The 23,495-nt window shown below is 42.8% G+C and carries 28 protein-coding genes, 1 rRNA gene and 1 riboswitch; of the genes, 4 read left to right on the top strand and 25 right to left on the bottom strand.

All coding sequences use genetic code 11. The annotated features are described in order from the left end of the window. Positions 1-58 precede the first annotated feature (58 nt). From NV379_RS24825 to NV379_RS24880, 12 genes are all read right to left on the bottom strand, one after another. Positions 59-289, bottom strand: coding sequence for an anti-sigma-F factor Fin family protein (locus tag NV379_RS24825; protein WP_258210039.1), 231 nt, complete (start codon positions 287-289; stop codon positions 59-61). A gap of 100 nt (positions 290-389) precedes the next feature. Further along, positions 390-950: an aminoacyl-tRNA hydrolase gene (gene pth / locus NV379_RS24830; protein WP_258210040.1), complete on the bottom strand. Its 561-nt coding sequence runs from the start codon at positions 948-950 to the stop codon at positions 390-392. 65 nt (positions 951-1,015) lie between these two features. Further along, positions 1,016-2,407 carry a bifunctional UDP-N-acetylglucosamine diphosphorylase/glucosamine-1-phosphate N-acetyltransferase GlmU gene (gene glmU, locus NV379_RS24835; RefSeq protein WP_258210041.1) on the bottom strand — a complete coding sequence of 464 codons (1,392 nt, stop codon included), beginning with the start codon at positions 2,405-2,407 and terminating at the stop codon, positions 1,016-1,018. A gap of 113 nt (positions 2,408-2,520) precedes the next feature. After that, a complete protein-coding gene (gene spoVG, locus NV379_RS24840; protein WP_036655543.1) occupies positions 2,521-2,805 on the bottom strand; it encodes a septation regulator SpoVG in 285 nt (94 codons plus the stop codon). A gap of 209 nt (positions 2,806-3,014) precedes the next feature. Continuing rightward, on the bottom strand, positions 3,015-3,842 hold the full coding sequence (gene purR, locus NV379_RS24845; RefSeq protein ID WP_258210042.1) for a pur operon repressor: 828 nt from the start codon (positions 3,840-3,842) through the stop codon (positions 3,015-3,017). Positions 3,843-3,954: 112 nt separating this feature from the next. Further along, on the bottom strand, positions 3,955-4,809 hold the full coding sequence (ispE, locus tag NV379_RS24850; protein ID WP_258210043.1) for a 4-(cytidine 5'-diphospho)-2-C-methyl-D-erythritol kinase: 855 nt from the start codon (positions 4,807-4,809) through the stop codon (positions 3,955-3,957). A 116-nt stretch (positions 4,810-4,925) separates the two neighbouring features. Further along, the gene (locus NV379_RS24855) at positions 4,926-5,084 is read right to left on the bottom strand and encodes a small, acid-soluble spore protein, alpha/beta type (protein ID WP_373426167.1); all 159 of its coding nucleotides are present in this window, start codon (positions 5,082-5,084) and stop codon (positions 4,926-4,928) included. A gap of 140 nt (positions 5,085-5,224) precedes the next feature. Further along, on the bottom strand, positions 5,225-5,500 hold the full coding sequence (gene veg, locus NV379_RS24860; protein WP_258210045.1) for a biofilm formation stimulator Veg: 276 nt from the start codon (positions 5,498-5,500) through the stop codon (positions 5,225-5,227). A 230-nt stretch (positions 5,501-5,730) separates the two neighbouring features. After that, positions 5,731-6,621, bottom strand: coding sequence for a sporulation peptidase YabG (gene yabG / locus NV379_RS24865; protein ID WP_258210064.1), 891 nt, complete (start codon positions 6,619-6,621; stop codon positions 5,731-5,733). Positions 6,622-6,689: 68 nt separating this feature from the next. After that, complete coding sequence (gene rsmA / locus NV379_RS24870) at positions 6,690-7,598, bottom strand: 16S rRNA (adenine(1518)-N(6)/adenine(1519)-N(6))-dimethyltransferase RsmA (protein WP_258210046.1); 909 nt, start codon at positions 7,596-7,598, stop codon at positions 6,690-6,692. After that, on the bottom strand, positions 7,599-8,144 hold the full coding sequence (rnmV, locus tag NV379_RS24875; RefSeq protein WP_258210047.1) for a ribonuclease M5: 546 nt from the start codon (positions 8,142-8,144) through the stop codon (positions 7,599-7,601). A 119-nt stretch (positions 8,145-8,263) separates the two neighbouring features. Then, positions 8,264-9,388 carry a resuscitation-promoting factor gene (locus tag NV379_RS24880; RefSeq protein ID WP_258210048.1) on the bottom strand — a complete coding sequence of 375 codons (1,125 nt, stop codon included), beginning with the start codon at positions 9,386-9,388 and terminating at the stop codon, positions 8,264-8,266. A gap of 279 nt (positions 9,389-9,667) precedes the next feature. Beyond that, a riboswitch (cyclic di-AMP (ydaO/yuaA leader) is annotated at positions 9,668-9,877 on the bottom strand. A 282-nt stretch (positions 9,878-10,159) separates the two neighbouring features. Here NV379_RS24880 and NV379_RS24885 point away from each other — a divergent pair. Next, a complete protein-coding gene (locus tag NV379_RS24885; protein ID WP_258210049.1) occupies positions 10,160-10,933 on the top strand; it encodes an ABC transporter ATP-binding protein in 774 nt (257 codons plus the stop codon). Next, complete coding sequence (locus NV379_RS24890; RefSeq protein ID WP_258210050.1) at positions 10,930-12,147, top strand: ABC transporter permease; 1,218 nt, start codon at positions 10,930-10,932, stop codon at positions 12,145-12,147. Before NV379_RS24885 ends, NV379_RS24890 begins: the two co-directional genes overlap by 4 nt. On the opposite strand, the gene NV379_RS24895 is transcribed toward NV379_RS24890, so the two are convergent. Both NV379_RS24895 and NV379_RS24900 read right to left on the bottom strand, forming a co-directional pair. Next, on the bottom strand, positions 12,130-12,897 hold the full coding sequence (locus NV379_RS24895; protein WP_258210051.1) for a TatD family hydrolase: 768 nt from the start codon (positions 12,895-12,897) through the stop codon (positions 12,130-12,132). The genes NV379_RS24890 and NV379_RS24895 overlap by 18 nt on opposite strands. Before the next feature lie 43 nt (positions 12,898-12,940). Next, positions 12,941-14,209: an HD domain-containing protein gene (locus NV379_RS24900; protein WP_258210052.1), complete on the bottom strand. Its 1,269-nt coding sequence runs from the start codon at positions 14,207-14,209 to the stop codon at positions 12,941-12,943. Between the two features lie 335 nt (positions 14,210-14,544). On the opposite strand from NV379_RS24900, the gene NV379_RS24905 reads away from it, so the two are divergent. Further along, a complete protein-coding gene (locus tag NV379_RS24905; RefSeq protein ID WP_258210053.1) occupies positions 14,545-14,799 on the top strand; it encodes an AbrB/MazE/SpoVT family DNA-binding domain-containing protein in 255 nt (84 codons plus the stop codon). A 135-nt stretch (positions 14,800-14,934) separates the two neighbouring features. Here NV379_RS24905 and rsmI read toward each other — a convergent pair whose 3' ends face one another. The 10 genes from rsmI to NV379_RS24955 form a co-directional block, all read right to left on the bottom strand. Continuing rightward, positions 14,935-15,816: a 16S rRNA (cytidine(1402)-2'-O)-methyltransferase gene (gene rsmI, locus NV379_RS24910; RefSeq protein WP_258210054.1), complete on the bottom strand. Its 882-nt coding sequence runs from the start codon at positions 15,814-15,816 to the stop codon at positions 14,935-14,937. Then, positions 15,813-16,571: a tRNA1(Val) (adenine(37)-N6)-methyltransferase gene (locus NV379_RS24915; RefSeq protein ID WP_258210055.1), complete on the bottom strand. Its 759-nt coding sequence runs from the start codon at positions 16,569-16,571 to the stop codon at positions 15,813-15,815. Before NV379_RS24915 ends, rsmI begins: the two co-directional genes overlap by 4 nt. A 103-nt stretch (positions 16,572-16,674) precedes the next feature. After that, a complete protein-coding gene (gene yabA, locus NV379_RS24920; protein WP_258210056.1) occupies positions 16,675-17,022 on the bottom strand; it encodes a DNA replication initiation control protein YabA in 348 nt (115 codons plus the stop codon). Positions 17,023-17,056: 34 nt separating this feature from the next. Continuing rightward, complete coding sequence (locus NV379_RS24925) at positions 17,057-17,869, bottom strand: PSP1 domain-containing protein (RefSeq protein WP_258210057.1); 813 nt, start codon at positions 17,867-17,869, stop codon at positions 17,057-17,059. A 1-nt stretch (position 17,870) separates the two neighbouring features. After that, entirely contained in the window at positions 17,871-18,854 is a 984-nt protein-coding gene (gene holB, locus NV379_RS24930) for a DNA polymerase III subunit delta' (RefSeq protein ID WP_258210058.1), read from the bottom strand. Between the two features lie 35 nt (positions 18,855-18,889). Beyond that, on the bottom strand, positions 18,890-19,336 hold the full coding sequence (locus tag NV379_RS24935) for a YaaR family protein (RefSeq protein WP_258210059.1): 447 nt from the start codon (positions 19,334-19,336) through the stop codon (positions 18,890-18,892). A gap of 36 nt (positions 19,337-19,372) precedes the next feature. Next, positions 19,373-19,702, bottom strand: a complete 330-nt coding sequence (gene darA / locus NV379_RS24940; RefSeq protein WP_258210060.1) for a cyclic di-AMP receptor DarA — start codon at positions 19,700-19,702, stop codon at positions 19,373-19,375. Positions 19,703-19,950: 248 nt separating this feature from the next. Then, positions 19,951-20,598, bottom strand: coding sequence for a dTMP kinase (gene tmk, locus NV379_RS24945; protein ID WP_258210061.1), 648 nt, complete (start codon positions 20,596-20,598; stop codon positions 19,951-19,953). A 206-nt stretch (positions 20,599-20,804) separates the two neighbouring features. Beyond that, entirely contained in the window at positions 20,805-22,283 is a 1,479-nt protein-coding gene (locus NV379_RS24950) for an aminotransferase class I/II-fold pyridoxal phosphate-dependent enzyme (RefSeq protein WP_258210062.1), read from the bottom strand. 107 nt (positions 22,284-22,390) lie between these two features. Then, positions 22,391-22,561 (bottom strand): sigma factor G inhibitor Gin, encoded by a 171-nt coding sequence (locus NV379_RS24955; RefSeq protein ID WP_258210065.1) that lies wholly within the window; start codon positions 22,559-22,561, stop codon positions 22,391-22,393. Positions 22,562-22,733: 172 nt separating this feature from the next. On the opposite strand from NV379_RS24955, the gene NV379_RS24960 reads away from it, so the two are divergent. Beyond that, on the top strand, positions 22,734-23,231 hold the full coding sequence (locus tag NV379_RS24960) for a hypothetical protein (protein ID WP_258210063.1): 498 nt from the start codon (positions 22,734-22,736) through the stop codon (positions 23,229-23,231). A gap of 140 nt (positions 23,232-23,371) precedes the next feature. Here NV379_RS24960 and rrf read toward each other — a convergent pair. Next, positions 23,372-23,488: ribosomal RNA gene (gene rrf / locus NV379_RS24965) — 5S ribosomal RNA — on the bottom strand. Between the last annotated feature and the right edge of the window lie 7 nt (positions 23,489-23,495).

Raw genomic sequence — 23,495 nt, forward strand, 5'->3', positions numbered from 1 at the left:
CCGAGGCGTAAGGCCTTGGCTATGTTTATTTGAAATTTTAGACCGTGAATAACGATGATTACTGCAAAGGGTTGCCAATTAGGGACAACTCCGGATTCGTATGAAGCGCTTCCTTACAATAATCACACACGACCCGAACCGTTACATCTCCATCTAAGTCATACGATATTATATCGCTGCGCTCTTCTGGGGTCAAGAAATGGAAACCCAATTGATATTCCGTCACAGCAGAACCTTGAATTTCCCCAAGATTCGTCTGGCAATGAGGGCACATATACTTTATTGTCATCTAAATAGTATGCCTCCTTCTGAGATCATATTACTTCCTAGTATGACCATTTCCTCAGAAAGTAGGCATTCATCTAATAATTTGTTACACCCCATATGAATTAAGCATTAAATTTAGCCATTGTTCGCTCAAAATCATTCGCAAGTGAATACTCCATTGCATCACTGAGCTTGTCCAATATGGGCTCCATTTGCTTAAATTCTTCTTTACTGAACGACTGCAGCACATAATCTACAACTTGTCTTCCTGGCTGCGGTCTTGAAATCCCAATCCGCATTCGATTGAACTCTTGTGTCCCCGTGTGACCAATGATGGACTTAATTCCGTTGTGTCCGCCGGCACTTCCTTTATAACGAAGACGAATCTTACCATACTCCGTATCCAAGTCATCATACAGAACAACAACATCCGCGATATCTATTTTATAAAAATCCATCAAGGCGCGCAGTGATTCCCCTGACAGGTTCATATAGGTCAAAGGTTTGAGCAAGTACACTTTCTGCCCGTTTACATGCCCTTCCGCAAGCAAGCCTTTGCATTTCTTCTGGAAAGGTCCGATGTTCCACTTCTTTGCAAAGTGATCAACCGCCATGAATCCGATATTGTGCCTTGTATCCTCATATTGCCCACCTGGATTACCTAACCCGATAAAGCATTTCATTGATTGTCCTCCTTGCAAACAAAGGTTACGACTGCTTGTGCAGCGTAACCTGTTCTTGATGAATATTAAGATTTGTTCTTACGTGCTATTAATTTGTTACGCATTTTTTCAGCGTACCCTTCCTTATTCTCTTGACGTACACGTCCGATCGCAAGGTCATTATCATTCACATTATGTGTAATCGTGGAGCCTGCGACAACAAAGCTGCGATTGCCAATTCTAACAGGTGCAATTAGATTGACGTTCGAACCAATGAATGAACCATCGCCTACTTCTGTCTTGTGTTTGTTAAAGCCATCATAGTTCACTGTAATTGCGCCGCAACCAAAGTTCACATCCGAACCGATTGTTGCATCACCTACATAGCTTAGATGGGATACTTTCGAGTTATCGCCAATCGTTGCATTCTTCACCTCAACAAAATCACCGATCTTAACGCCTTTACCAAGCTTCGCTCCTGGACGTAGGTAAGCAAATGGTCCAACATGCGTTTCGTCACCAACTTCTGCTTCAAGGAGAACGGATTTCTGAATCTCAACGCCATTACCTACCTTGGAATTCGTAATCTCTGTTTCCGGCCCAATTACACAATCTTCTCCGATGACCGTTTCTCCACGAAGCATGATACCCGGTAATAGCACAGTGTCCGCGCCGATCTTCACATCTTTTTCAATATACGTATGTTCAGGATCAATGATCGTAACGCCATTTACCATATGACTGAGGTTAATACGCTCACGCATATAGCGCTCTGCTTCTGCTAGCAGTACACGATCATTCACACCAATAGATTCTTTAACATCATCTGATAAATAAGCTTGCACGTTCTCACCAGCTGATTTCATAATGTGCAGCACATCTGTTAAGTAATACTCACCTTGTGCATTGTCATTCTTCACCTCTGCTAGTGCCGCGAACAACTTCGCATTGTCAAACACATACGTGCCTGAATTAATTTCAGAGATCAGTGCTTCTGCTGGTGTGCAGTCCTTCTGCTCTACAATTTTCAAGACATGACCCGCTTCATCGCGGATAATTCGTCCGTATCCTGCTGGATTCGGCATATCGACTGTTAGAATCGTCGCTGCTGCTTGTTCGGCATGATGCTGCTCAAGCATGGTCTGCAAAGTTTCCGCCTTCACAAGCGGCGTATCACCGCAAATGACAATTGTCGTGCCCGCAAGACCTGCTAGTAGCTCCTTCGTCTGAAGAACTGCATGACCCGTACCTTGCTGTACGGCTTGTAGTGCATATTCCAAACCTTCGCCTAAATATTGTTGCACAGCTTCCGCCCCATGCCCGACAACAACAAACGTACGATCTACTTTTATCTCATTTAATGTATCTACGACATGGCCGACCATTGGTTTGCCACATACGGGATGCAACACTTTATACAATTTAGACTTCATTCGTTTCCCTTGCCCTGCCGCTAGTACAACCGCATACAGACTCAAATTCAACAACCCCTTTTTTTATCACGATCTTAAATCCGATTCACAACCAATATATCTTAATTCGATTCAAAAGAAAAGAGAGCCCAACTGGGCTCTCGTTCTCATCCAACCTATTACGCGCCTTCTTCGATAACTTCTTCTTCCGCTGCTGCGCGATCGTATTCCGCTAGCACTGCCGCTTGAATCTTCTCACGAGTCGTGGAAGAAATCGGGTGGGCTATATCTCGGAACTCTCCATCTGGAGTACGCTTGCTTGGCATTGCTACGAACATACCGTTGTTACCATCGATAACACGAATATCGTGAACTACGAATTCATTATCAATCGTAATCGAAGCAATCGCTTTCATTCTTCCTTCGGAGTTGACCCGACGAAGTCTAACATCTGTAATTTGCACTGTGCTCACCACCTTTTTTCTATCGAAGACTTGGTGTATATTTCAACATTTCAATTTAAATTCCTGCAAGAAAAACTAGCAAATTGCTTAAAAATTAAAAATAAATTGCAAATTAATTATTATTCGACATTTGCTATTAAAAATAGCGTTTATTCGACAGTTTTCCCGCTATTTCCAGCGCTCAAACCCTTACGAATAAACCGCTATTTTTATGACTTACTATAAAAATAATTACCTGGTTCCACAATAATTTGCTTTGTTTTAGAGTCCACACCCGAAAGTTTAGCCAGCGATACGAAATCTTCAATCAAATGTTCTTCTACTTCACCGGATTGAACGAATACGCCAACACCACTTACACTAGCTTTAAACTCTTTAAGCAAATCCTTCATCCCTTGAATCGTACCACCCGCACGCATGAAGTCATCAATAATAAGCACCTTAGATTCTTCCTTCAGTGCACGTCTTGATAAGGACATCGTCTGAATGCGTTTATTTGATCCCGAAACATAGTTAATCGATACGACCGAACCTTCGGTTACTTTATTATCTCGTCGAACGATAATGACCGGTACATTGAGATAAGATGCCACTGCATAAGCAAGTGGAATTCCTTTGGTCTCCACCGTCATCACGCAATCAGCGCCGCTCTCTGCGAAAATCGTTGCAAACATTTTGCCGACTTCATTCAAGATCGCCGGTTCACCCAGAATGTCTGACATGTATAGATATCCACCCGGCAAAATCCGATCAGGCTGTCTTAAATCCTCACAAACCTTCTGGACATATTGCAGCGAAGCATCTTTACGCAATTTCGGTATAAATTTCACACCGCCTGCTGCTCCTGCCATTGTGTTTAGCTCGCCAAGTCCCTCTTCCTCAAAAACTTCTTTTATTATCGTTAAATCCTCACTAATCGAAGATTTAGCGGAATTGTAGCGTTCAGCAAAAGTCGTTAAAGGTATGAGTGTATGTGGACGAAAGAGCAAATACTGCGTCATCTCAACCAATCTGGCGCTTCTTTTTAACTTTTTCATGCCGCACCCCCTAAAATCCGAATATTATAATCAAAATATACCATCTTTATCCGTGTTTATACAAGCTTTCCGAATTAGCAAAAAAGGGATGCTGGAAGCACCCCATTCTTTCTTAAGTCAACATCCTTACTGCGTACACATCTTTGCAGAAACCGCGCAGTCCGTTATAAATCCTTGCTACTTTGGATTCCTTCGAAACCAGACCGAACACAGTCGGCCCAGAGCCTGACATGAGCACCCCATCAGCACCTAACTTTTGCATGCACTCTTTCAAGTGTCGAACCTCTGGGTACAAATCCAATGTCACTTCTTCAAGCACATTGCCAAGACCCTGACACAGTTCATCGAACTGCTTATACTTGATCGCATCTGCAACACGCTGCGTGGAAGGATGAGATACAATTTTCGATGCATCCAATTTACCATACACTTCGGCAGTCGATACGTTGATCGGTGGTTTCGCCAGGATGACCCAACATTGAATTGGATTTTCGATAGGCTCTAGAATTTCACCACGCCCACGGGCAATAGCTGTTTCCCCTGTCACACAGAAAGGAACGTCCGACCCCAGCTTCTCACCTAGCTTTTGCAACTCTGTTGTCCCAAGACCAAGTCCCCATAGACGATTTAGTCCTCGAAGTGTTGCAGCTGCATCACTGCTTCCTCCTGCAAGTCCCGCAGCAACAGGAATTTTTTTGTCCAAATGTATGTATACACCCTTCTTCACACCGCAATGATCTTTAATAAGTTTTGCAGCTTGAAAGGCTAAGTTTTTCTCATCGAGTGGAATGTACCCAGCTTGTGATGAGATGATAATCGTATCACGCGGCAGTTCCTGCATCTCAATACGGTCAGCAAGATCCACCATTGTCATAATCATCTCTACATCATGATAACCATCAGCTCGTTTACTTAAAACATCAAGTGACAAATTAATTTTTGCGGGCGCTTTTTCAAATACTTTCATCGATTCACCTACTTTACCTATGCGTTTGCCCAATAATATTTGATCTTATTATAGCAAAAGCCCATAAGAAAAGCTAAAGCACCATGGCGCTTTAGCTAGATCGTTCAAACCACTCATTATTTATAACCTTTGGAAGCCGCATTTTCAGCAATTTGGATTGCACGCTTGACCATATTGCCTGCATCTTTCGTGCGAATGCCTCCCCAGCCTTCTTTTTCAACCGTTTCATAAAAGCCTAAATCCTTCGCTAATTCATACTTGAATTGTTCTGACATGACACTGCGTCTACGAGCCAAAATTCATGCCCTCCTTTATCTATAAAGTAACGTTAGTATGTACAAGTCGTTAAACCCTCATTCCAGCTTGAATGCCTCAACTAGACAAAAAAAAGTAAGCTCACAAGTAAGCTTACTTCTTAATTCTGTATATAGGTAATTCGGACTTGCCCGTCATTATCACATACGGTAACTTCTACGGACTCAGTCAGTATATCTGCATAGCTATAAGATACGCGCTTGAACGATTGTTGTTCTTCGTCCAATTTGACAATGAAAACAGATGGATAGGTTTCTTCTAACACACCAGAGCGTTCAATGGTTTTACGACGGCCACCGTTCGCACGCAACATGATCTTCTGACCAACATGAGGTTCAAGACTACGTTTGATTTCGAGTAGAGCATTCTTTGCCATTACGAATACCACCTCTTTCCATTTGATTATAACCGATAGCGTGTCCCTTGTCAAACAAAGCTAAATATTATATCAGCGAGGTAAACGGGTTGTCAACGATACTTCTCACATTTCTGTTGAATCGACTTTATATTTTGTAATTGTAGTAATTTTTATACATTAGACGACAAAAAACACCAGAAACTTATCTCTGGTGTTCTTCTTTATCCGATTGTGTTAACATGCACAGCTTAAACAGATAGTGGCTTCTGAGACGGAATTTTTTCCAATCTTGGAAGTCCCATTCGATGACAGCCTCTGGACTCTACACCACCTAAACCTTCTAACCCGGTCACTGTAGACTCCATTAGCTCTAGCATGGATACTGTATTCTTCGAAGGTGTGTAGGACACTTTAGATGCAATAAAAAGCGGATCTAGAGCGTGAATGAGTACCCTTGCAGGGGATGAGGCGAAGTTCGCACCTGCACTCAGCAGTGCCTCAAAATGAGACTGACACGCCCCAGCTACGACGATAAGTGCATCCCGATTCCGTTCATAATTACGAGCCACTTCAACTGCCTTGACAAAGTGCCCGGAATTCTTATAAGAAGACAACGCATAAATATCGAGATCCGAACGATTCTTAATAAACCCATCATGACCGGTTACAACTACAATATCCGGCTTCACTTGTGGCAATAACCGTTCCAGTGCACTCGCCATTTGCGACTCTTGCATATGAAGCCCTTGGGCTGGAATATGCAGGTCCTCATACATGGTCATGCATTTACGCAAATAGAGCGGATCACCATCTAGATGGAGCACCTTCCCTGGGACTTCAAAATAAAAATTTCCGACCTGCTGTCCCTTTAAGGGTGTACTGCTCTGCTCCCGATACATGGCCATACGCTCGCGCACTAATCTACGCATCGGCTCAACAGTTTGCGGTGAATGAAACCGCGATGAGTCCACGAACTGGTCTGACTTGACTTCTATAAGATCCGCAACGGGTGCATCTGCAAGCAGTCTATAATCAACACCTCGCAGGATAACCCGCTGATTGGTTTGATCCACTGATTGAACTCGGAAAATGATGTCTCCGCCATATGACTTCCTCTTAACTAGGTCACCCTGCCTGATCACAGAATCCCCCTCCTTAGAGTTTATCCTATGGCTTTTGGGCGTAATAGGTGCCTATCCGCACATGACTATTGTTTAACTTGATTGAGGTAGGCACGAAGCTGCTTACTTAGATCCGCATACTCGCTGATGCTCACTGTCTCTGCACGTCTATTCGGCTCAATACCGCTGGATAGTAATATCGCTTCAAGCTCTTTCTTCGTCTCCTTGGAGAAGAAGCGTGCGCCGAGGTTGTTGTAGATCGTCTTGCGACGCTGTGTAAATGAAGATTGCACGACATCGAAGAAGAAGTCTTCGTCCTCCACCTCAACAGGCGGCTTACCGCGAAGTGTTAATTTAATAACAGCAGAGTCCACATTCGGTGCAGGTACAAATACGGTACGAGGCACGATGCAGACAATCTCAACGTCACAATAATATTGAACAGCAATGGAGAGCGATCCGTACTCTTTACCGCCCGGCTTCGCCGACATACGTTCCGCAACTTCTTTCTGAATCATGACTACGATATTCTCAAGAGGTAGCTTTTCCTCTAACAATTTCATAATGATTGGTGTCGTAATGTAATACGGCAAGTTAGCAACTACGCTTACACTGTCAACATCTTTGAAGTGTTCCTCAAATATCCCGGATAGATCTTGTTTCAACACATCGCCATGTACGACAGATGCGTTCGGATATGGCTCTAGCGTCTCTTCTAAGATTGGCAATAAGCGTTGGTCAATCTCCAAAGCTACAACCTTGCCTGCGGTTTGTGCAAGCGGCTGCGTTAATGCACCAATCCCTGGACCAATTTCAAGCGCACCCTTACTGGAAGATAATCCAGCAGCGTTTACAATTTTACGTAAAATATTCGGATCCGTTAGGAAGTTCTGGCCTAAGCTCTTCTTCATCACTAAGCCATATTTTTTTAAAATCTGATTCGTTCTACTCGGTGTACCTACACCTTCATGTGTCGTCTGATTCTGATTGTTCATTTACAACCCTCTTTTATCAATAAGTTCAACTGCAGCCTCAAATTCCTCACGAGAAATTTGGAAAGCGGTACAGCGTTTATGAAACTGTTTTCCATTACAATACCCTATTCCGAGAATTTTGCCCACTTCCAGGCGTCTTGCTGCCGCTTGTGGATGGACGAGCATACCTGCCTCTACCAAATCCTCTATCGTGAGTTCCGAGACTGCTCCTGCATACTCTGTCTTCACTTGTTTAAGCGCGGTGCGGATCGCTTCAGGTGATGCATTCTCGATACCAATGTCCCCACGATACTCTGCAAGCTCTCTTGGTAGGAAGGCATGCTTACATCCCGGAACTTTGGACGAAATAATTTTGCGAATACGTTCCCCTGCGTGGTCAGGATCTGTGAACACGATAACACCCCGTCTTTGCTGTGCTAACGCGATCCGATCAAGAATCGCTCGATTGATTGCAGATCCTCCTGTCTCAATCGTCTCCGCATCTACAGCACGTTTGATCGCAACTGTGTCATCTTTGCCTTCCACAACGATGATTTCTTTGATCATCCCTACCCTCTCCCGTCTGAAAGAAATTACTCTATACGCACAAAAAGAAGAGGGGGCTCCCTCTTCTTTGCAATTATCCATCTATGAAGTATACAATAATTTTCCCAAAATCGGTAATTTTACTCGGTCTCCGGCTTTTTAGGTCCTATTACATATACGGTATATCCCCGTTTACGACCGAAACGGTTCACATAATCTGCACTCTCATAGTATACATCCATTGTTAAACCTTTTACAGCGCTGCCTGTATCCTCAGCGCGGCGGTATCCAATGCCTTCGATGTACACCCACCATCCTAATGGAACAACATTAGGGTCCACGGCAATCGTTCTTCCTTCAGCAGCTCTTGTACCAGAGGCTGTCATCCCATAATAAGGGCTTGATTTAGATTTACCGCCATCACCTGCAGAATATGCAGTGAGCGATACATTGTTCAATATCTGTTTAGCTGCGAAATTCTTACCTTTAACCGAACTATCTGCACTACTTGCACTTAGTGTGGTAACTTCTTTCTTCGTTCCGATCGCAATAACCTTCATGATACTTGGCGATTGAATAGACTCATCAACAATATTACTTGCAACGAGCACGCCATTTTCATACACCTTTTCCATCTGCTTCACTTTTGTGCCTTCTTTACCGTTTTGAACGACTTGCTCTTTCCCTTTGGTAAGCTTGGCTTCATTTTGTTTCACAGTTTCGTAAGGAATTTTCTCTGTAACTTGTTCTGTTTCCTTACGCACTCGAATCACTTCAATACCTGCTACAACAGCAACTGCTTGTTCCAGTGCTGGTACTGTGCGATCGAGATTACCTAGTTTTATATTGGATTCATTCAATGCTTCTCCCACCGTTTTAGCGGCAGTATACACAGTTGCGGTTTCTCCATCTGCTGTTATCTGAATTGGTGATGCATAGTCGATAATAATCCTCTGACCCTCTTTAATTCTTGAATCAAGGGCAAGTGAAACTCGATCGTGTTCTCCAACCCGAATAGCTTGTTCATCCAGTAGGCGTTTTAGGACCCATTGCTTTGTTTTAACAATGGTTTCTTGTCCGTTCACAACTACGGATACGCTCTTGGTAGCCGTACCGTATAACAACACCAAAAACATGAAAGTCATAGCGAATGAAATAATTGATATCGTTGAGATCAAACGCAAGTTTTCACGCTTCCATCGCATTACGAAGGACATGCTGGATGATCGTTTTACATGGGTCTCTTTCTCTGAGATGTTTCCCACTTCTTCGGTCCTCCTTCAAAGCCTCGCCGTCGAGAGTTACGTATGATAAGAATTGACGCGACTTATTAGATTTATTTTTATATGACTGTCCGTGAATTCGACCCATCCTTATGACCAGAATGTCCGAACCTTCCTCATCCCCTCCTTCATCACGGTTATGATTATACAAAAGACAAACTTCTGCTAATCCAAGTTTTGTGAACTAAAAAGAGACCAAGAGGAAGAGAAATCTTCCCGTTGGTCCCTGTACACACATGTGCAAACAAGACAACGACAATGATTTCCTCTCAAAAATACGCTTACGAGGTTAGCTGACGGATTCGGGCGCGAGAGTCGCCCTACTTTGGCACATAAGGGTTAACATTATGTTAATCTTACTTCCAAAGATTCACCCCAATTGTTTCTGCTACGACAGTGACTATTACATTAGTCCCAGTTTTTACAGCGGTTCCCCCGTTTCCCAATATGGAAACTCAGCGATAAGAAATTGAATGATCGTATTTAAGTTATATGACAAGAATATTACTTTGAACTTTTGAAGCTGTAAAGCGAAGTATTCGATCAAATTTGGCTAAATTTATCATTTTTATTGGTAAAACTTACTTATTAATTGATTTTAACCCTTTTTATCTTTCAAAAGCTCTTGTTTTTGCCATTTTTATTGGTTAATGTTACTATTTTGAGTAAAAAGGGCGCTTTTTTAGCTCAATAATTTGGATTTAACACCCTAATTCTAGCGCACTACTTCCAACGAACAGGTAGGTGGGACTTATGAAGGACATGCTTCAAATTGCGAATTTATATGGTGGATATTTACCAGGTAAATCGATCATTAAGGACGTTACATTTTCTGTAAAAAAAGGAGAAATGGTTGGTTTAATCGGACTCAATGGTGCGGGTAAAAGCACGACGATTAAACACATTCTGGGGCTCATGCTTCCCCAACAAGGAAGCGTGCTTATAAATGGACAATCACTCGAAGAAAACACAGAAGCTTATCGTAAATCATATGCTTTTGTTCCTGAAACACCTGAACTTTATGCAGAACTTACAGTCTGGGAGCACTTGGAGCTAACAGCGATGGCATACAATATCCCAAGAGATGAATTTGAACAGCGAGCAGCACACTTCATGCAAGAATTTCGGATGGAAAATAAGAAAAACAGCTTATCCACCCAATTATCTAAAGGGATGAAGCAGAAGGTTATGATTATGAATGCTTTACTCATCCAACCTTCGCTCTACATTATTGACGAACCTTTCTTGGGGCTTGATCCGCTTGCAATGCGCTCCTTACTGGAAACGATGGATCGATTAAGGCAGGATGGAGCGTCATTCCTCATATCGTCGCATATTTTGGCAACAATTGAATCTTACTGTGATCGTTTCGTCATCCTTCACGCCGGACAAGTTGCAGCCCAGGGAACTTTAGAGGAATTACGACAACAAGCGAGTTCATCTGGCGGGGCAAATCTAGCAAATAAACCAATGTCTCTAGATGATCTCTTCTATTATTATATTACCCGAGAGGAGAATCGCGGATGAACATGCAGGCGTTATGGCAACGCCGCCGACAGGCATTCAGCCAGGAAGCAATGAAGTACTGGCAGTTCGTGCTCCGTAGTAATTTCGTCGGCTACGTGTTCCTACTCTTTATTCTTTCTACCTATTATTATCTGCGCATCTTAAATGATATTCCGACAGATTTCCCCTATATGTGGATTTCGACAATTGTGCTTCTTCCTCTGCTTGCGCCGAGTCCGATCCGAACGTATATGCAAGAAGCGGATCGCATGTTCTTACTTCCGATGGAAGGACGAATGAATGACTATTTCCGTTCATCGCTTCGCTACAGCTTCATCGTACAAGGCATTCGGCTGCTACTTGGGTTACTTGCGATATGGCCACTTTATCGCCAAGTAGCTGCCACAACTGCGCAGCCGCTGTGGTTCGTGCTTGGCCTGTTACTGCTGGCCAAGCTGGCTCTTCTGCTCTCCGCATGGCAGGAGAGCCGGATGGTGACCGCACGAGCGCGCGCGGTCAGCTCCTTGCTGCGCTGGCTGGGCGCAGCGGTACTCATCCCCCTACTACTTAGTCAAGGGGGATTCTGGACCGCGCCGCTTCTGATCGGCGCGGTAGCAGTATGGATGCTTGCGCTGCGGCTTGTCCCACGTTATCACGTAGGATGGGAGACGCTCATCGCAAGAGAGGAAGCAGCGAAGCGGAGGCACTACCGCTTCTTCTCATACTTCATCGACGTGCCGCAGCTGCCTTTTCAAATGAAGGCACGCAAATGGGCTGCGTGGGTAACTAACTTCTACCCATTCACAGCCCATTATGCTCAAAGCTATTTATTTACCAAAACCTTATTGCGATCCGATCTACTTGGCATGTTCCTACGTACGACAATTATCGGCATCGCCATTACGACAATCGTGTCGAGTGATACTGTCCGAATGATCGCCTCGGCAATCACATTATTATTATCTGCCGTTCAACTCAGTACGTTAAATGAAGCGCACCGCTACTCGTTCTGGCTAAGCATGTATCCTCTATCTGCTGTTAGACAGGCAAGTGCTGTAATCAGCATTATGATCTATACCTTAGCTATACCAACGGTAGTACTTACAATTGTAATTTCTATTCGCTCTGAACAATGGTTACATGCCATTGTCCCGCTTCTTACATTTGCTGTAATTGCCTTCTTCTTGCGTGTAATCAAACGCCGTACTTGGGAGCGACTACTTGAATCCGAATAAGCGATTTGCGTTATCCGTCGTAATTTGAGCCAGTTCTTCTAAGCTCAATCCGCGAATTTCAGCAGCTGTCTCAGCAACTAAACGCACATAGCCCGTCTCATTTCGCTTTCCACGAAACGGATGTGGAGTTAGATAAGGAGCGTCGGTTTCGATTAACAGACGATCTAGCGGAACTTGCGCGACTATCTCCTTAGGCTGCTTCGCATTCTTGAATGTGATCGGTCCGCCGAATGATAAATAGAAATTCATATCCAAGCATTCTTTGGCGGTTTCCCATGAGCCAGAGAAGCTATGCATGATGCCGCCGACTTCGGCGGCATTTTCTTCTTTTAATATTTTCAGCGTATCCTGATGGGCATCACGATTGTGAATAATGATTGGCTTCCCAATACGACGAGCAAGACGAATTTGTTCACGGAATACGCGATCCTGTACATCCTTCGGTGACGTATCCCAATAGTAATCAAGTCCAATCTCACCGATTGCAACAACTTTCGGATGTTTGCATAGTTCCTCGATCCACTCTAAATCCTCTGGAAGCATATCCTTCGCATCTTGTGGATGCCAACCTACAGCTGCGTATACAAAATCATATTTTTCAGCGAGTGCCATCGTAGTTGGAATCGTTTCGCGGTTAAAGCCAATATTCACAATTCGAGTCACACCAGCATCCCATGCGCGCTGAATCGCCTCATCTCGATCTTCCTCAAATGCAGATGCATCCATATGTGTATGTGTGTCAGTTAACATCATTAATAAACTCCTTTACTTCATTAAATAAATCAATTATCTTTTAAATTCCAAACCACTCTTGAAACTGTTTACGTCGATGTTCATCGATACGAGCCAGCATTTCCTCGGGATAATAGATGTGACATTTTCCCATATGAAGGCCAGAAATTGAGCGAACTATCTCCGATTTTTCGGATATTTCCGTTAATCCATTAACCTCATTAAGTAACAAGATCGGCAATTTCTCAGTTTGACCTGGACGATATATATCATAAGAAAGATCAGATGGGAAATCCACCTCAAAATAATAAGCAGGATCAAATCCACACTCCTCTAACATCTCCTGCATCAAATTGAGAACCTCATTATTCGGCTGATCGATCGTAATAAATTTAAATAATTTACGATGCAAGAAGCGATTGCATAGATCGGCAAGTATCTCATCTTGCTCTTGTGTCCAGCACATAAGTACCGTTTGCATAAATGACTCATCTAATAGGAAGTAGTCCGCTGAAGTCAGCTTTTTACAAAATAGCTTATCCAGTGGATGAAGCATGAATCCAAACGAATATCCTTCTTCATATAAAGCATGTGCTCGTTCAAATATTTTGTTCAAAATAACTTCTGCACTTCGGGTTACAGGATGGAAGTACACCTGCCAATGCATCTGATAACGAGACATTAAATAGTCCTCCACCGCATGCATGCCACTTTCCTTCACGACGATGTGACCTTTGTACGGACGCACCACACGAAGAATTCGTTCCAAATCGAACGTGCCGTAATTGACCCCTGTAAAATAGGCATCCCGCAGCAAGTAATCCATCCGATCTGCATCAAGCTGAGAAGACACGAGTGCGACGACAACTTCGCGTGGGTATGTCTTAGAAATAACACTGGCAACTGATTGTGGAAAATGAGGAGACACCTGCGCAAGCACTGCATGTACTTCTGTATCTTCAAGGAGCATTCGACATGTCCAATCTTCATGGTGTGTACCAAACACACGCTCGACGGAATGAGAGAAAGGTCCATGTCCAATATCATGCAATAGTGCTGCACACAAACAAACCAATCGTTCCTCCTGCGGCCAGTCCTCATATCCATTACGTTCAAACTGCGAAATAATTTTGCGAGTAACCTCATATACGCCCAGCGAATGAGAGAAGCGGCTATGTTCTGCTCCATGGAATGTTAGGAAGGATGTACCCAGTTGTCTAATTCGACGAAGACGCTGAAATTCTTTGGTATTAATGAGATTCCAGATCACCTCATCATCCACGTAAATGTACTTATGGACAGGATCTTTGAACACTTTTTCCTCTTTCATGTCGAAGCCTCCCCTCAATTCTCTATCGATTCGACAAATTAGTTATGGATTTTGTCGAATAATATTAATTTGTAGTTACCAATAATGACCATTATTCAATCACGAATCTTTCAAGTATAATTTCATATATATTCATTAGTTCAATAAAAACTCTAATAATCCCTTTTATATCAAGGACCTTGCGGATTTGCTAGATTGTAGTACGTATACGTTCACGATTTTGCCCCAAAAAGTGGTTGACTATTTTGGGAATCGTTGGTATTATAACTAATGAAAAGAATGTCGAAAGTTGACGATTACATAACTTTTTTTATATTACAGGAGGATTTATACATATGATGAAATCTACCGGAATTGTTCGTAAAGTTGATGAGTTGGGCCGTGTTGTTATTCCAATCGAGCTTCGTCGTACGCTAGGTATTGGGGAAAAAGACGCTCTTGAAATTTATGTAGACGGCGAGCGCATCATGCTTAAGAAATATGAGCCTGCTTGTATCTTCTGTGGCAATGCGGAAAACGTTACATACTTCAAGGGAAAAATTGTTTGCCATATTTGTTTATCAGAAATGCCAGTACCTGTGACAAAATAAGAAAAATAGTATATAATAGAACTATCAACATTTCCTATGGTAATTCTAACCTTTTTCATACTCCTTTATATCTCTAAATGCGAGCTGCACGCTTCGCAATTAGAGATATCTTTTTTTTATTCCGCGTATTTACGATTATTCATGTAGTGCATTATAGACTTCCCGCTTCGGTACACCACGATCAATCGCAGCAAGCTTAATCGCTTCTTTCTTATTCCCAGAAGTTTGAGCGTAATGCTCCACATGTTCCTCAATGGACAAGCTAGCCCACCACTGTGAATTTCCGGCAACACCCGAAGCGTCATCACCTGTGTAACCTTCTACGACGATACAATACTCACCTAGTGGTGCATGTTCTTCCAAATAAGCAATCGCTTCTTCAAGTGTACAGCGAACAAATTCCTCATACTTCTTCGTGAGCTCTCGTGCTAAGCAAATACGTCGATTCCCCCACGCTTCTATCATCGCCTTCAGTGTCTTCTCCACTCGATGTGGTGCTTCATAGAAAATCAATGTCTCTTGCAGCAGCTTCAAGCGTTCCAGTTCCTTCATTAAACCTTTCTTCTCACGTGGCAAAAATCCAATGAACGTAAACTTCTCAGTAGGTAGACCTGATGCTATGAGTCCAGACAAGGCTGCATTCGCTCCAGGAATCGGCACAATGGGAATATCACTTTCCACAGCTAAGCACACAAGATCATAACCTGGATCAGAGATCGCCGGAAGCCCTGCATCACTTACAAGCGCTATGGATTGACCCTCAGATAACAATCGAACAAGTTCAGGACCCGAATTCTGCTTGTTATGCTCATGATAAGCGAACAATCGTGCAGGTGAGATTTCGAAGTGGGATAGTAACTTACGTGTCTGCCTTGTATCTTCAGCTGCAATGATCTGTACTTCTTTTAGGATACGGACAGCTCGATACGTCATATCTTCTAAGTTGCCGATTGGCGTAGCAACGAGGTAGAGCGTTCCGCACGCTCCCCCGTCTTTATAACTTTTTTGGATATTCATAAAGATTCCTTCTTTCCGCCAAACACACCTTCAAGCTCTGGACCATATTGTCTGCCTTCATCATTATAGACAATTAATGGAGGGAGCATGCGAACCTCTGGCTTACCATCTTTCATACCCTCAATTAATATCATATTCGCCTCTTCATCAATTCTGGAATGGACGAAACGCACACGCTTCGGTTCGATCCTATACTTCCGCATAAGCGTCATAATATCTACAATACGTGCTGCACGGTGTACCATCGCAAACTTCCCACGAGAGCGTACAAGCTTCGCCGACACAGAGATAACATCCTCTAATGTACAATGCACTTCATGACGAGCTGCAGAAAAATGCGCATTCTCATTCTGATCCCCTTCTGATACAGGCAGATAAGGTGGATTCACCGTTACAAGATCATACCCGCCATGACCCAGTTCATGATGGGTTGTACGCAAGTCACCACATACCATTCGAATCTGCTCACCCATCTCATTCATTTCCATACTACGCTGTGCCATATCTTCTAGACGCTCTTGAATCTCCACACCTGTAATATGAGCTTTCGTCCGCGTTGACAGTAGAAGTGGAATGACACCGTTACCTGAGCATAGATCAATAATCTTCCCCTTCGTCGGGACCGAGCAGAATCTCGCAAGCAGCACAGCATCCAAAGAGAACGCAAACACTTCTTCACTTTGAATAATCCCTAGTCCGTGTGTTAATAAATCATCCACTCGTTCTGACGGGTGGAGTACAACTTCTTTAACCATGATGTAAATAGCCTCCTTGATTGTTCAACCTAAACCTTCATTTCTATATTTACAAAAAAGAAAACCGCAGGTGCTCTCGATGAAAATGAGAGCTCTGCGGCATCTACTTTTTAAGAAAAGACAAGCAGAACAGACAATCTCCTTCTGTCCGAAGATGTCCGTAATACACGTTGCAGATGTGGAACCCTTCTTGATACAAGCGGGCTAAATTATCTATACCCCCGCCACTTGTCGGTACAACAGGTTCCTTCGTTCCAGCAACCTCAGTAACAGGTGTTTCTTCATCCACTTCCTTGAGCACTTTGCGGAGCTGCTGATTCTCGATGCTTAAACGCTGATTCTCTTCTAGCAGTAGAATAACCCGTTGTTTCAGCGCACTTAAATCCGCATAAGCCATGCCCATTTGTTCTTCAAGTTGATGGATCTGTGCAAAAATGTCTTGTTTATCCACTGTCTCACCTCAGTGCATTTCGCATCTGTAAATCTTAAATACTACCATCTTGTTCAACAACGTCATCAAAAGGTAAATCGAGTACTTTACCTAGATCAAAAAGATGTACTTTCGCTGTACGATCACCCATATTTAAAGCTAACACTTTACCGTTCCCGTAAGAGGTGACAACCATTCTACCTACTGTCGGTAACGAATCTTTGGCGCTTTCATAATTATCATGCTCATATTTGAGGCAGCACATCAAGCGACCACATAGTCCTGAAATTTTGGTTGGGTTAAGTGATAAATTCTGATCCTTCGCCATCTTAATGGATACAGGTTCAAAATCACCCAAGAAGGACGAACAGCATAGCACACGGCCACATGGACCAATCCCACCTAACATCTTCGCCTCATCTCGCACACCAATTTGACGAAGTTCGATTCTCGTGCGGAAGATGGATGCTAGATCCTTCACCAATTCACGGAAATCAACACGACCTTCAGCTGTGAAATAAAAAATAATTTTGTTGCGATCAAACGTATATTCCACATCAACCAGCTTCATTCGCAAGTTATGCTCTTTGATTTTATCAAGGCATATAGAGAATGCGTCTTTCGCTGCTTTCTTATTCTCTTCAACGAGTTTAGCGTCTGTATAATCCGCAATTCGGATTACCTTTTTGAGTGGTAACACCACATCGTTTTCTTGTACCGTTTTTTTGCCGATTACGACTTTACCATACTCAACGCCTCTTGCTGTCTCTACAATTACAGAACTTTCTTTGTCTATATCAAAATCGAGCGGATCAAAATAGTATACTTTACCCGCCTTCTTAAAACGGACACCAACGACCGAATACATGTTACACCCCCTGCATCACAACCAACATTTTCTCTAGTACGAGCTGTGGGTTTGCGTTAAAGCGTAATCGCTTTTGCAATTCCACTGCTTTCTCTAACATCCTAATCCAAGCAGCCGAACTCCGGCTATAAGCTAGAGATGTCATCCATTCCATCTGATCTATATAAACGAGCTTGTCTTTATGCCCTACACATAGTTGTACCATATCTTTGATCCATAGGATAAGTAAATCGAACATCGTCCCTGCATGATCGCCTAGCTCAGACTTCGTCCATTTCTGTCCTACGGTTACAAAGGAAGATGGAAACCTCGTCATTGTTTCCCTTGCTAATTGTATCACTACGTTTCTGATTTCTGCAAACCAATTTGTTTCGATCAGTTGTTTTGCAGCTTCAGTTCCTGCTGTGAGGTAGGAAGCTGGATGTACCAAATGGGCAGGAAGCCCATCGGCTAGCAACTTTGCGATCATCTCATCACGTGCCATCGGATTAAACGTAATCCACTGCGAGCGCGATTGAATCGTAGGGAGCAAGGCTTGTCCATTTTCGGTAATGAGAATAGCAACGACTCGTGATGTAGGTTCTTCTAAAAATTTTAGAAGTGCATTGGATGCTTGTGTCGTCATTTTCTCAGCAGCATGAATCATGTAGATTTTCGTACTTGTTGTGGTTGCTGTTGCGCGGTAAGCGAAATCCTTCTGTAATTCACGAATTTGGTCAATCTTAATCGATGCTCCATCAGGCTCAACGATATGCAAATCCGGATGATTACCATGCTCAACTTTTCGACATTCTAAGCAATGCCCGCAAGCATCGTCTTTCATATTTTCACAAAAAATAGCTTGAGCAAGTGTGACTGCCATCGCTTTACGACCAGTCCCCACAGGCCCACTGAATATATAAGCATGCGAAATCTTATCTAACCTTAAACTTTGCTGTAAGATACGTTTCGCGAATTGTTGACCTTGAATTTGATTAAAAGACATCTTTCTCTCCAGTGCTATTGTCACAAGTGACAGGTTTAGAATAATAAGTTCACCAGCATGCCGCGGATTTCTCCAACACGCTGTAATAATTCAATTCTTCCTTGCTCGGTATCTAGCAGTTCATCTGCCATTGCAAGCAATTCTTGATCGATCTCATCGAGAATCTTATAACGCTTACCACGTCCTCGACGATCCCAACCTCGGGTATCCTTCAGCACAACACCCCGTCTAGCCGTTTCTTCAAGAAATTGTTTCACAAACTGCTTATATTGCAAAAGCTCTCGAACCGTCATCGCTTTCGCTAGACGATCACCTTGCTGATTGATTTGGTGGATTAGGCGACTTAATTGTTCCTTACTCGTTACCTCGTCCTGCCTTTTGAGCACATCGCCAAAATTTCGAACAGCAGCCTGCGGAGGAGCCATGTTGTCATTCACTTTTACATTCTTGCCTATTGGTCCCCATCCCGGATTAATTTTCAACGTGAACACTCCTTATATCTGCTAATAATCGTGGATTTAAAAGTGTTCAAATCGTTCAACCGGAAGTACGAATACGGCAGCGCCACCAACCTGTACTTCAACTGGGAACGGAATATAAGAGTCAGCTGTTCCTCCCATTGGTGAAACGGGCGTTACAAGCTGATCGCGAACTTTGCAGTTGGTCTGAATAATCTTGAATACTTCCTGTACACGTTCATCTTCAACACCTACCATAAAAGTGGTATTACCTGCTCTTAGAAAACCGCCAGTAGATGCTAATTTAGTTGCACGAATGCCTGCTTTTATTAATGCATTGGATAAGCGATTGCTGTCTTTATCTTGAACCACAGCGACAAGAAGTTTCACGGATATCCCGTCCTTTCATTATAATAGATAATAGCCGTTTTGGCTTACGTATAATCCCTGTTACCAATAATTGTGCCTACATCTATATAAATTAGACATCAAACAGGAATAATCCTGCATTTATCCTGTTTTATATATTATACTCCACTCCAGCCCATTTGCTCCAACCTGCTCGTACCTAAATATTAAAGAATCTTACAATAAAATTAATCCTATTAAAAAACACCTCATATTGAGGTGTTTTACATTTAATTTAATGTGTTTACTTCGTTCAATTTGTTCATGATCAGCTGATTGACCTCTGCACAGATTTTATCCGGTGTACGCTCTGCATTTACTTTTACAATCCGATTCGGGTATTTATCCAGTAAGATCTGATAGCCTTCATACACTTTATCGTGAAAATGATTCGTCTCCATATCCAGTCGATCCACATCACGACTTGCATTCGCATGAATTCTCGCGAGTCCAACCGCTGGCGTTACATCCATAAAGATGGTCATATCTGGCATACAGCCATCAATCGCGAATTGATTCATGCTATAAACTTCATCCATACCTAGCCCACGAGCATGACCTTGATAAGCAAGACTGCTATCAATAAATCGATCACACAGCACAACTTGATCGTTAGCCAGTGCAGGTATGACTTTCTCGACTAAATGTTGACGACGCGCTGCTGCATACAACAAAGCTTCTGTACGTCCGTCCATCATCGTATGCACCGGATCAAGAATAATGGTACGAATCTTCTCCGAGATTTGAATACCCCCAGGCTCTCTTGTTAATACCACTTCTATCCCTAGCGCTTCCAAATGAGCAGCGACCTCTTTAATAACTGTCGTCTTTCCTGCCCCTTCTCCGCCTTCAAATGTAATAAACAACCCTTTGTTCACAATCGTTAACCCCTTCCGAATCTTGCTGACGTTCGAGTGTGTTCAAAAAGGTGGATCACTGCGAAAAATGAGGGTGCTTCCGGTCACTGTCTCAATCATGAATTTTGAATTTATTTAATGGTATTTTCATGATTTCAAAGGCGAACGCTACGCTCCTCCAACACCCTCATTCTTCTTCGTTTAACTTTTTGAATACACTCTAGCTATTATTTAATTACATTAACCATTCTTGTATTACCGACTTCAGATCCTTGAATTCGAACATTCGCTTCTATTAACAGCTGGATATAGGCAGCAATATCACTGGTGATAATCTCTCCTGTATACACAATCGGGATACCCGGTGGATATGGAATGATCATCTCTGCAGATTTCCTACCAATCGCTTGAGATAATTCAACTATCTCATATTGCTCTTCGAATATAGGGAAAGAATCAAATTGGACAGGCTGAGATAGACGAATCGAATTTTCCTTGTTAATACGTAGGGACTCTACTCTCTTCGCCTCTAATTGACATGTTGTTTCATCTATAGCATGGATAGCTTCATTCATCTCACTTTCCATATCTTCGAATGCTCGTACCACTCGCTCTGCGTCCTCCATCGTTGAATGGAGTGTGAACAGCAGCAACACATGGTTAAGGTCTGACATCTCTGGATAGCAGCCTCTTTGCTCTAATGCTTGCGCAAGTGCTGGACCGCTTAAGATCCGACTTGTATCTGTCACCGTTATTTTAAAAGGATCCTGAGTATACGACCCATCCCCCTGATAAATCCGAAACCTTGGGTACTTACTCATCTGCTTGCAAAAATAATGGATTACCTCAAGACCCTGCCCAATTAATTGTTCACCTCTTGTGTCTATCTCTAGGCGAGCTAAATCAATTGATGCCATTAAAGGATAAGAGGGACTAGAGCTTTGCAGCATCGCTAATCTCTGCTTGATGATTCTCCGATCGATGCGGGTACCTTGAATATGGAGCATAGCCCCCATTGTCATCGCTGATAACATCTTATGGGTTGATTGCACAACAATATCAGCGCCAGCAGTTAGTGCCGACTCAGGTAAGTCAGCATGAAATCCATAATGTGCACCATGTGCTTCATCAATAAGCAATGGTATGTCATAATCATGCACCATATCAGCCATAGCCCGTAGGTCAATGCCCATTCCATAATAATTCGGATTCGTAAGGAGTACACCCTTTGCTTGTGGATAACGTTCTAGTGCTTCTCTTATATCTTGGATATCCACACCTAAAGTTCGTCCACTTTCCTCTTCATACCCAGGATCTACAAATACAGCTTGCGCACTTGCTAACATTAATCCATGAATGACTGACTTATGCACATTGCGCTGAACAATGAGAATATCTCCCGGTCTGCAAAGAGACATAACCATTGCCAAGTTACCAACTGTGCTGCCACCAACTAGAAAATGAGTCTCTCCCGCACCAAAACATGCTGCCGCGAGCTGCTGTGCTTCAAGAATCGACTCTTCAGGGTGATGCAGGTCATCCATTCCAGTAATTTCTGTTGCATCAATTGCCATCACATCACTGTAATAGGCAGCTGCTTCACTTTCTAGTCCCTGACCAAACTTATGTCCCGGTACATGAAGCGATATCAGATTACTTTGAGCATGTTCTACTAATCTATCAAACAGAGGCGCTCGACTTTTCACTTGCGCGTCCACCTACTTTATCATCTAGTTCCATTATTATAAGTGATAATAAGCAAACAAAAAAGCTTCCTGCTCAGAAGCCTTCAGATGCGATTCCATCGCTTCATTTATGCATTTTTCAGAATTAAATTCTGCTTCAATTGTCCGATAAAAAAAGGATACCGTTCATCCATCACATCGGTTCTGACCATTTCAGATTCACAATCATCACATATAAATTCAGATAAAATAAAAATTCCGTCAGGTTTCGCTTGCGAACATATGATACACATTGGCATCTCCACTAGCACTTGTTCGCTTTCTTTCAGCTCTTTCATTTCTTCGAACTCTTCCATTCCAATATCCCCCCTACTCTTTTAACTATCAGTATTTCCGATTTAGAAGCTTTTAAACTTATATTTTGATCCCTATATACCGATATAGAAATATAGTTTGTCATGGAGGCTCAACATGGAATCAACCATATACAGTTACCGTTTAGTCAAAAAAATACCCCATCATCTGATATTCGAATTACTATTCGCCTTATTATTTTTACTTTTATTCTTATGGAACCTCACCCAAAACCGGGCGCTTCCTTACATCATATGCTATCCTGCGGTCTTTGTGCTTCATATTGTGATAACACAATGTTACCGAACATTCATCTGGAGTCCAACCAAAGGCATTTGGAGCTTCAAGTTCGGTATTTACTGGTGTGGATTACTACCTGATGGCTATACGCCTTTGCAAAAAATTATTAAAATCCAACTTCATTTACTCGCAATCGGACTGTTCATGATCGCAATAACGGTCCCATGGCTTGGAGGGGTACATGCGTTGAACTTATTATATATTCATTTATGGATCATGCTTCCACGACTATGGGTGTTATGGCGTAGTAAACCTTACAAAGTAGAAGGACTAATTAAGATTAGTGCACGAGATAGTTCTTGTTATTTGCAGTAGGCTTATGATGTGGGCAATAGAAAAATACCCTCGAGCTCTTCACTACTTTAGTGGAATGACTCGAGGGTTTTCTATTGAGCAGCCCCGTTCGAAAACACAAAAAAACTGCTACTCCTAAGAGTAACAGCTTTTTCTCTTTTGCTCGGCAACGTCCTACTCTCCCAGGACCCTGCGGTCCAAGTACCATCGGCGCTGAAAGGCTTAACGGTCGTGTTCGAGATGGGTACGTGTGGTTCCCTTTCGCCATCGTCACCAAACAAGTTA

Source organism: Paenibacillus radicibacter (genome assembly GCF_024721995.1).
GTDB classification, from domain to species: domain Bacteria; phylum Bacillota; class Bacilli; order Paenibacillales; family NBRC-103111; genus Paenibacillus_AM; species Paenibacillus_AM radicibacter.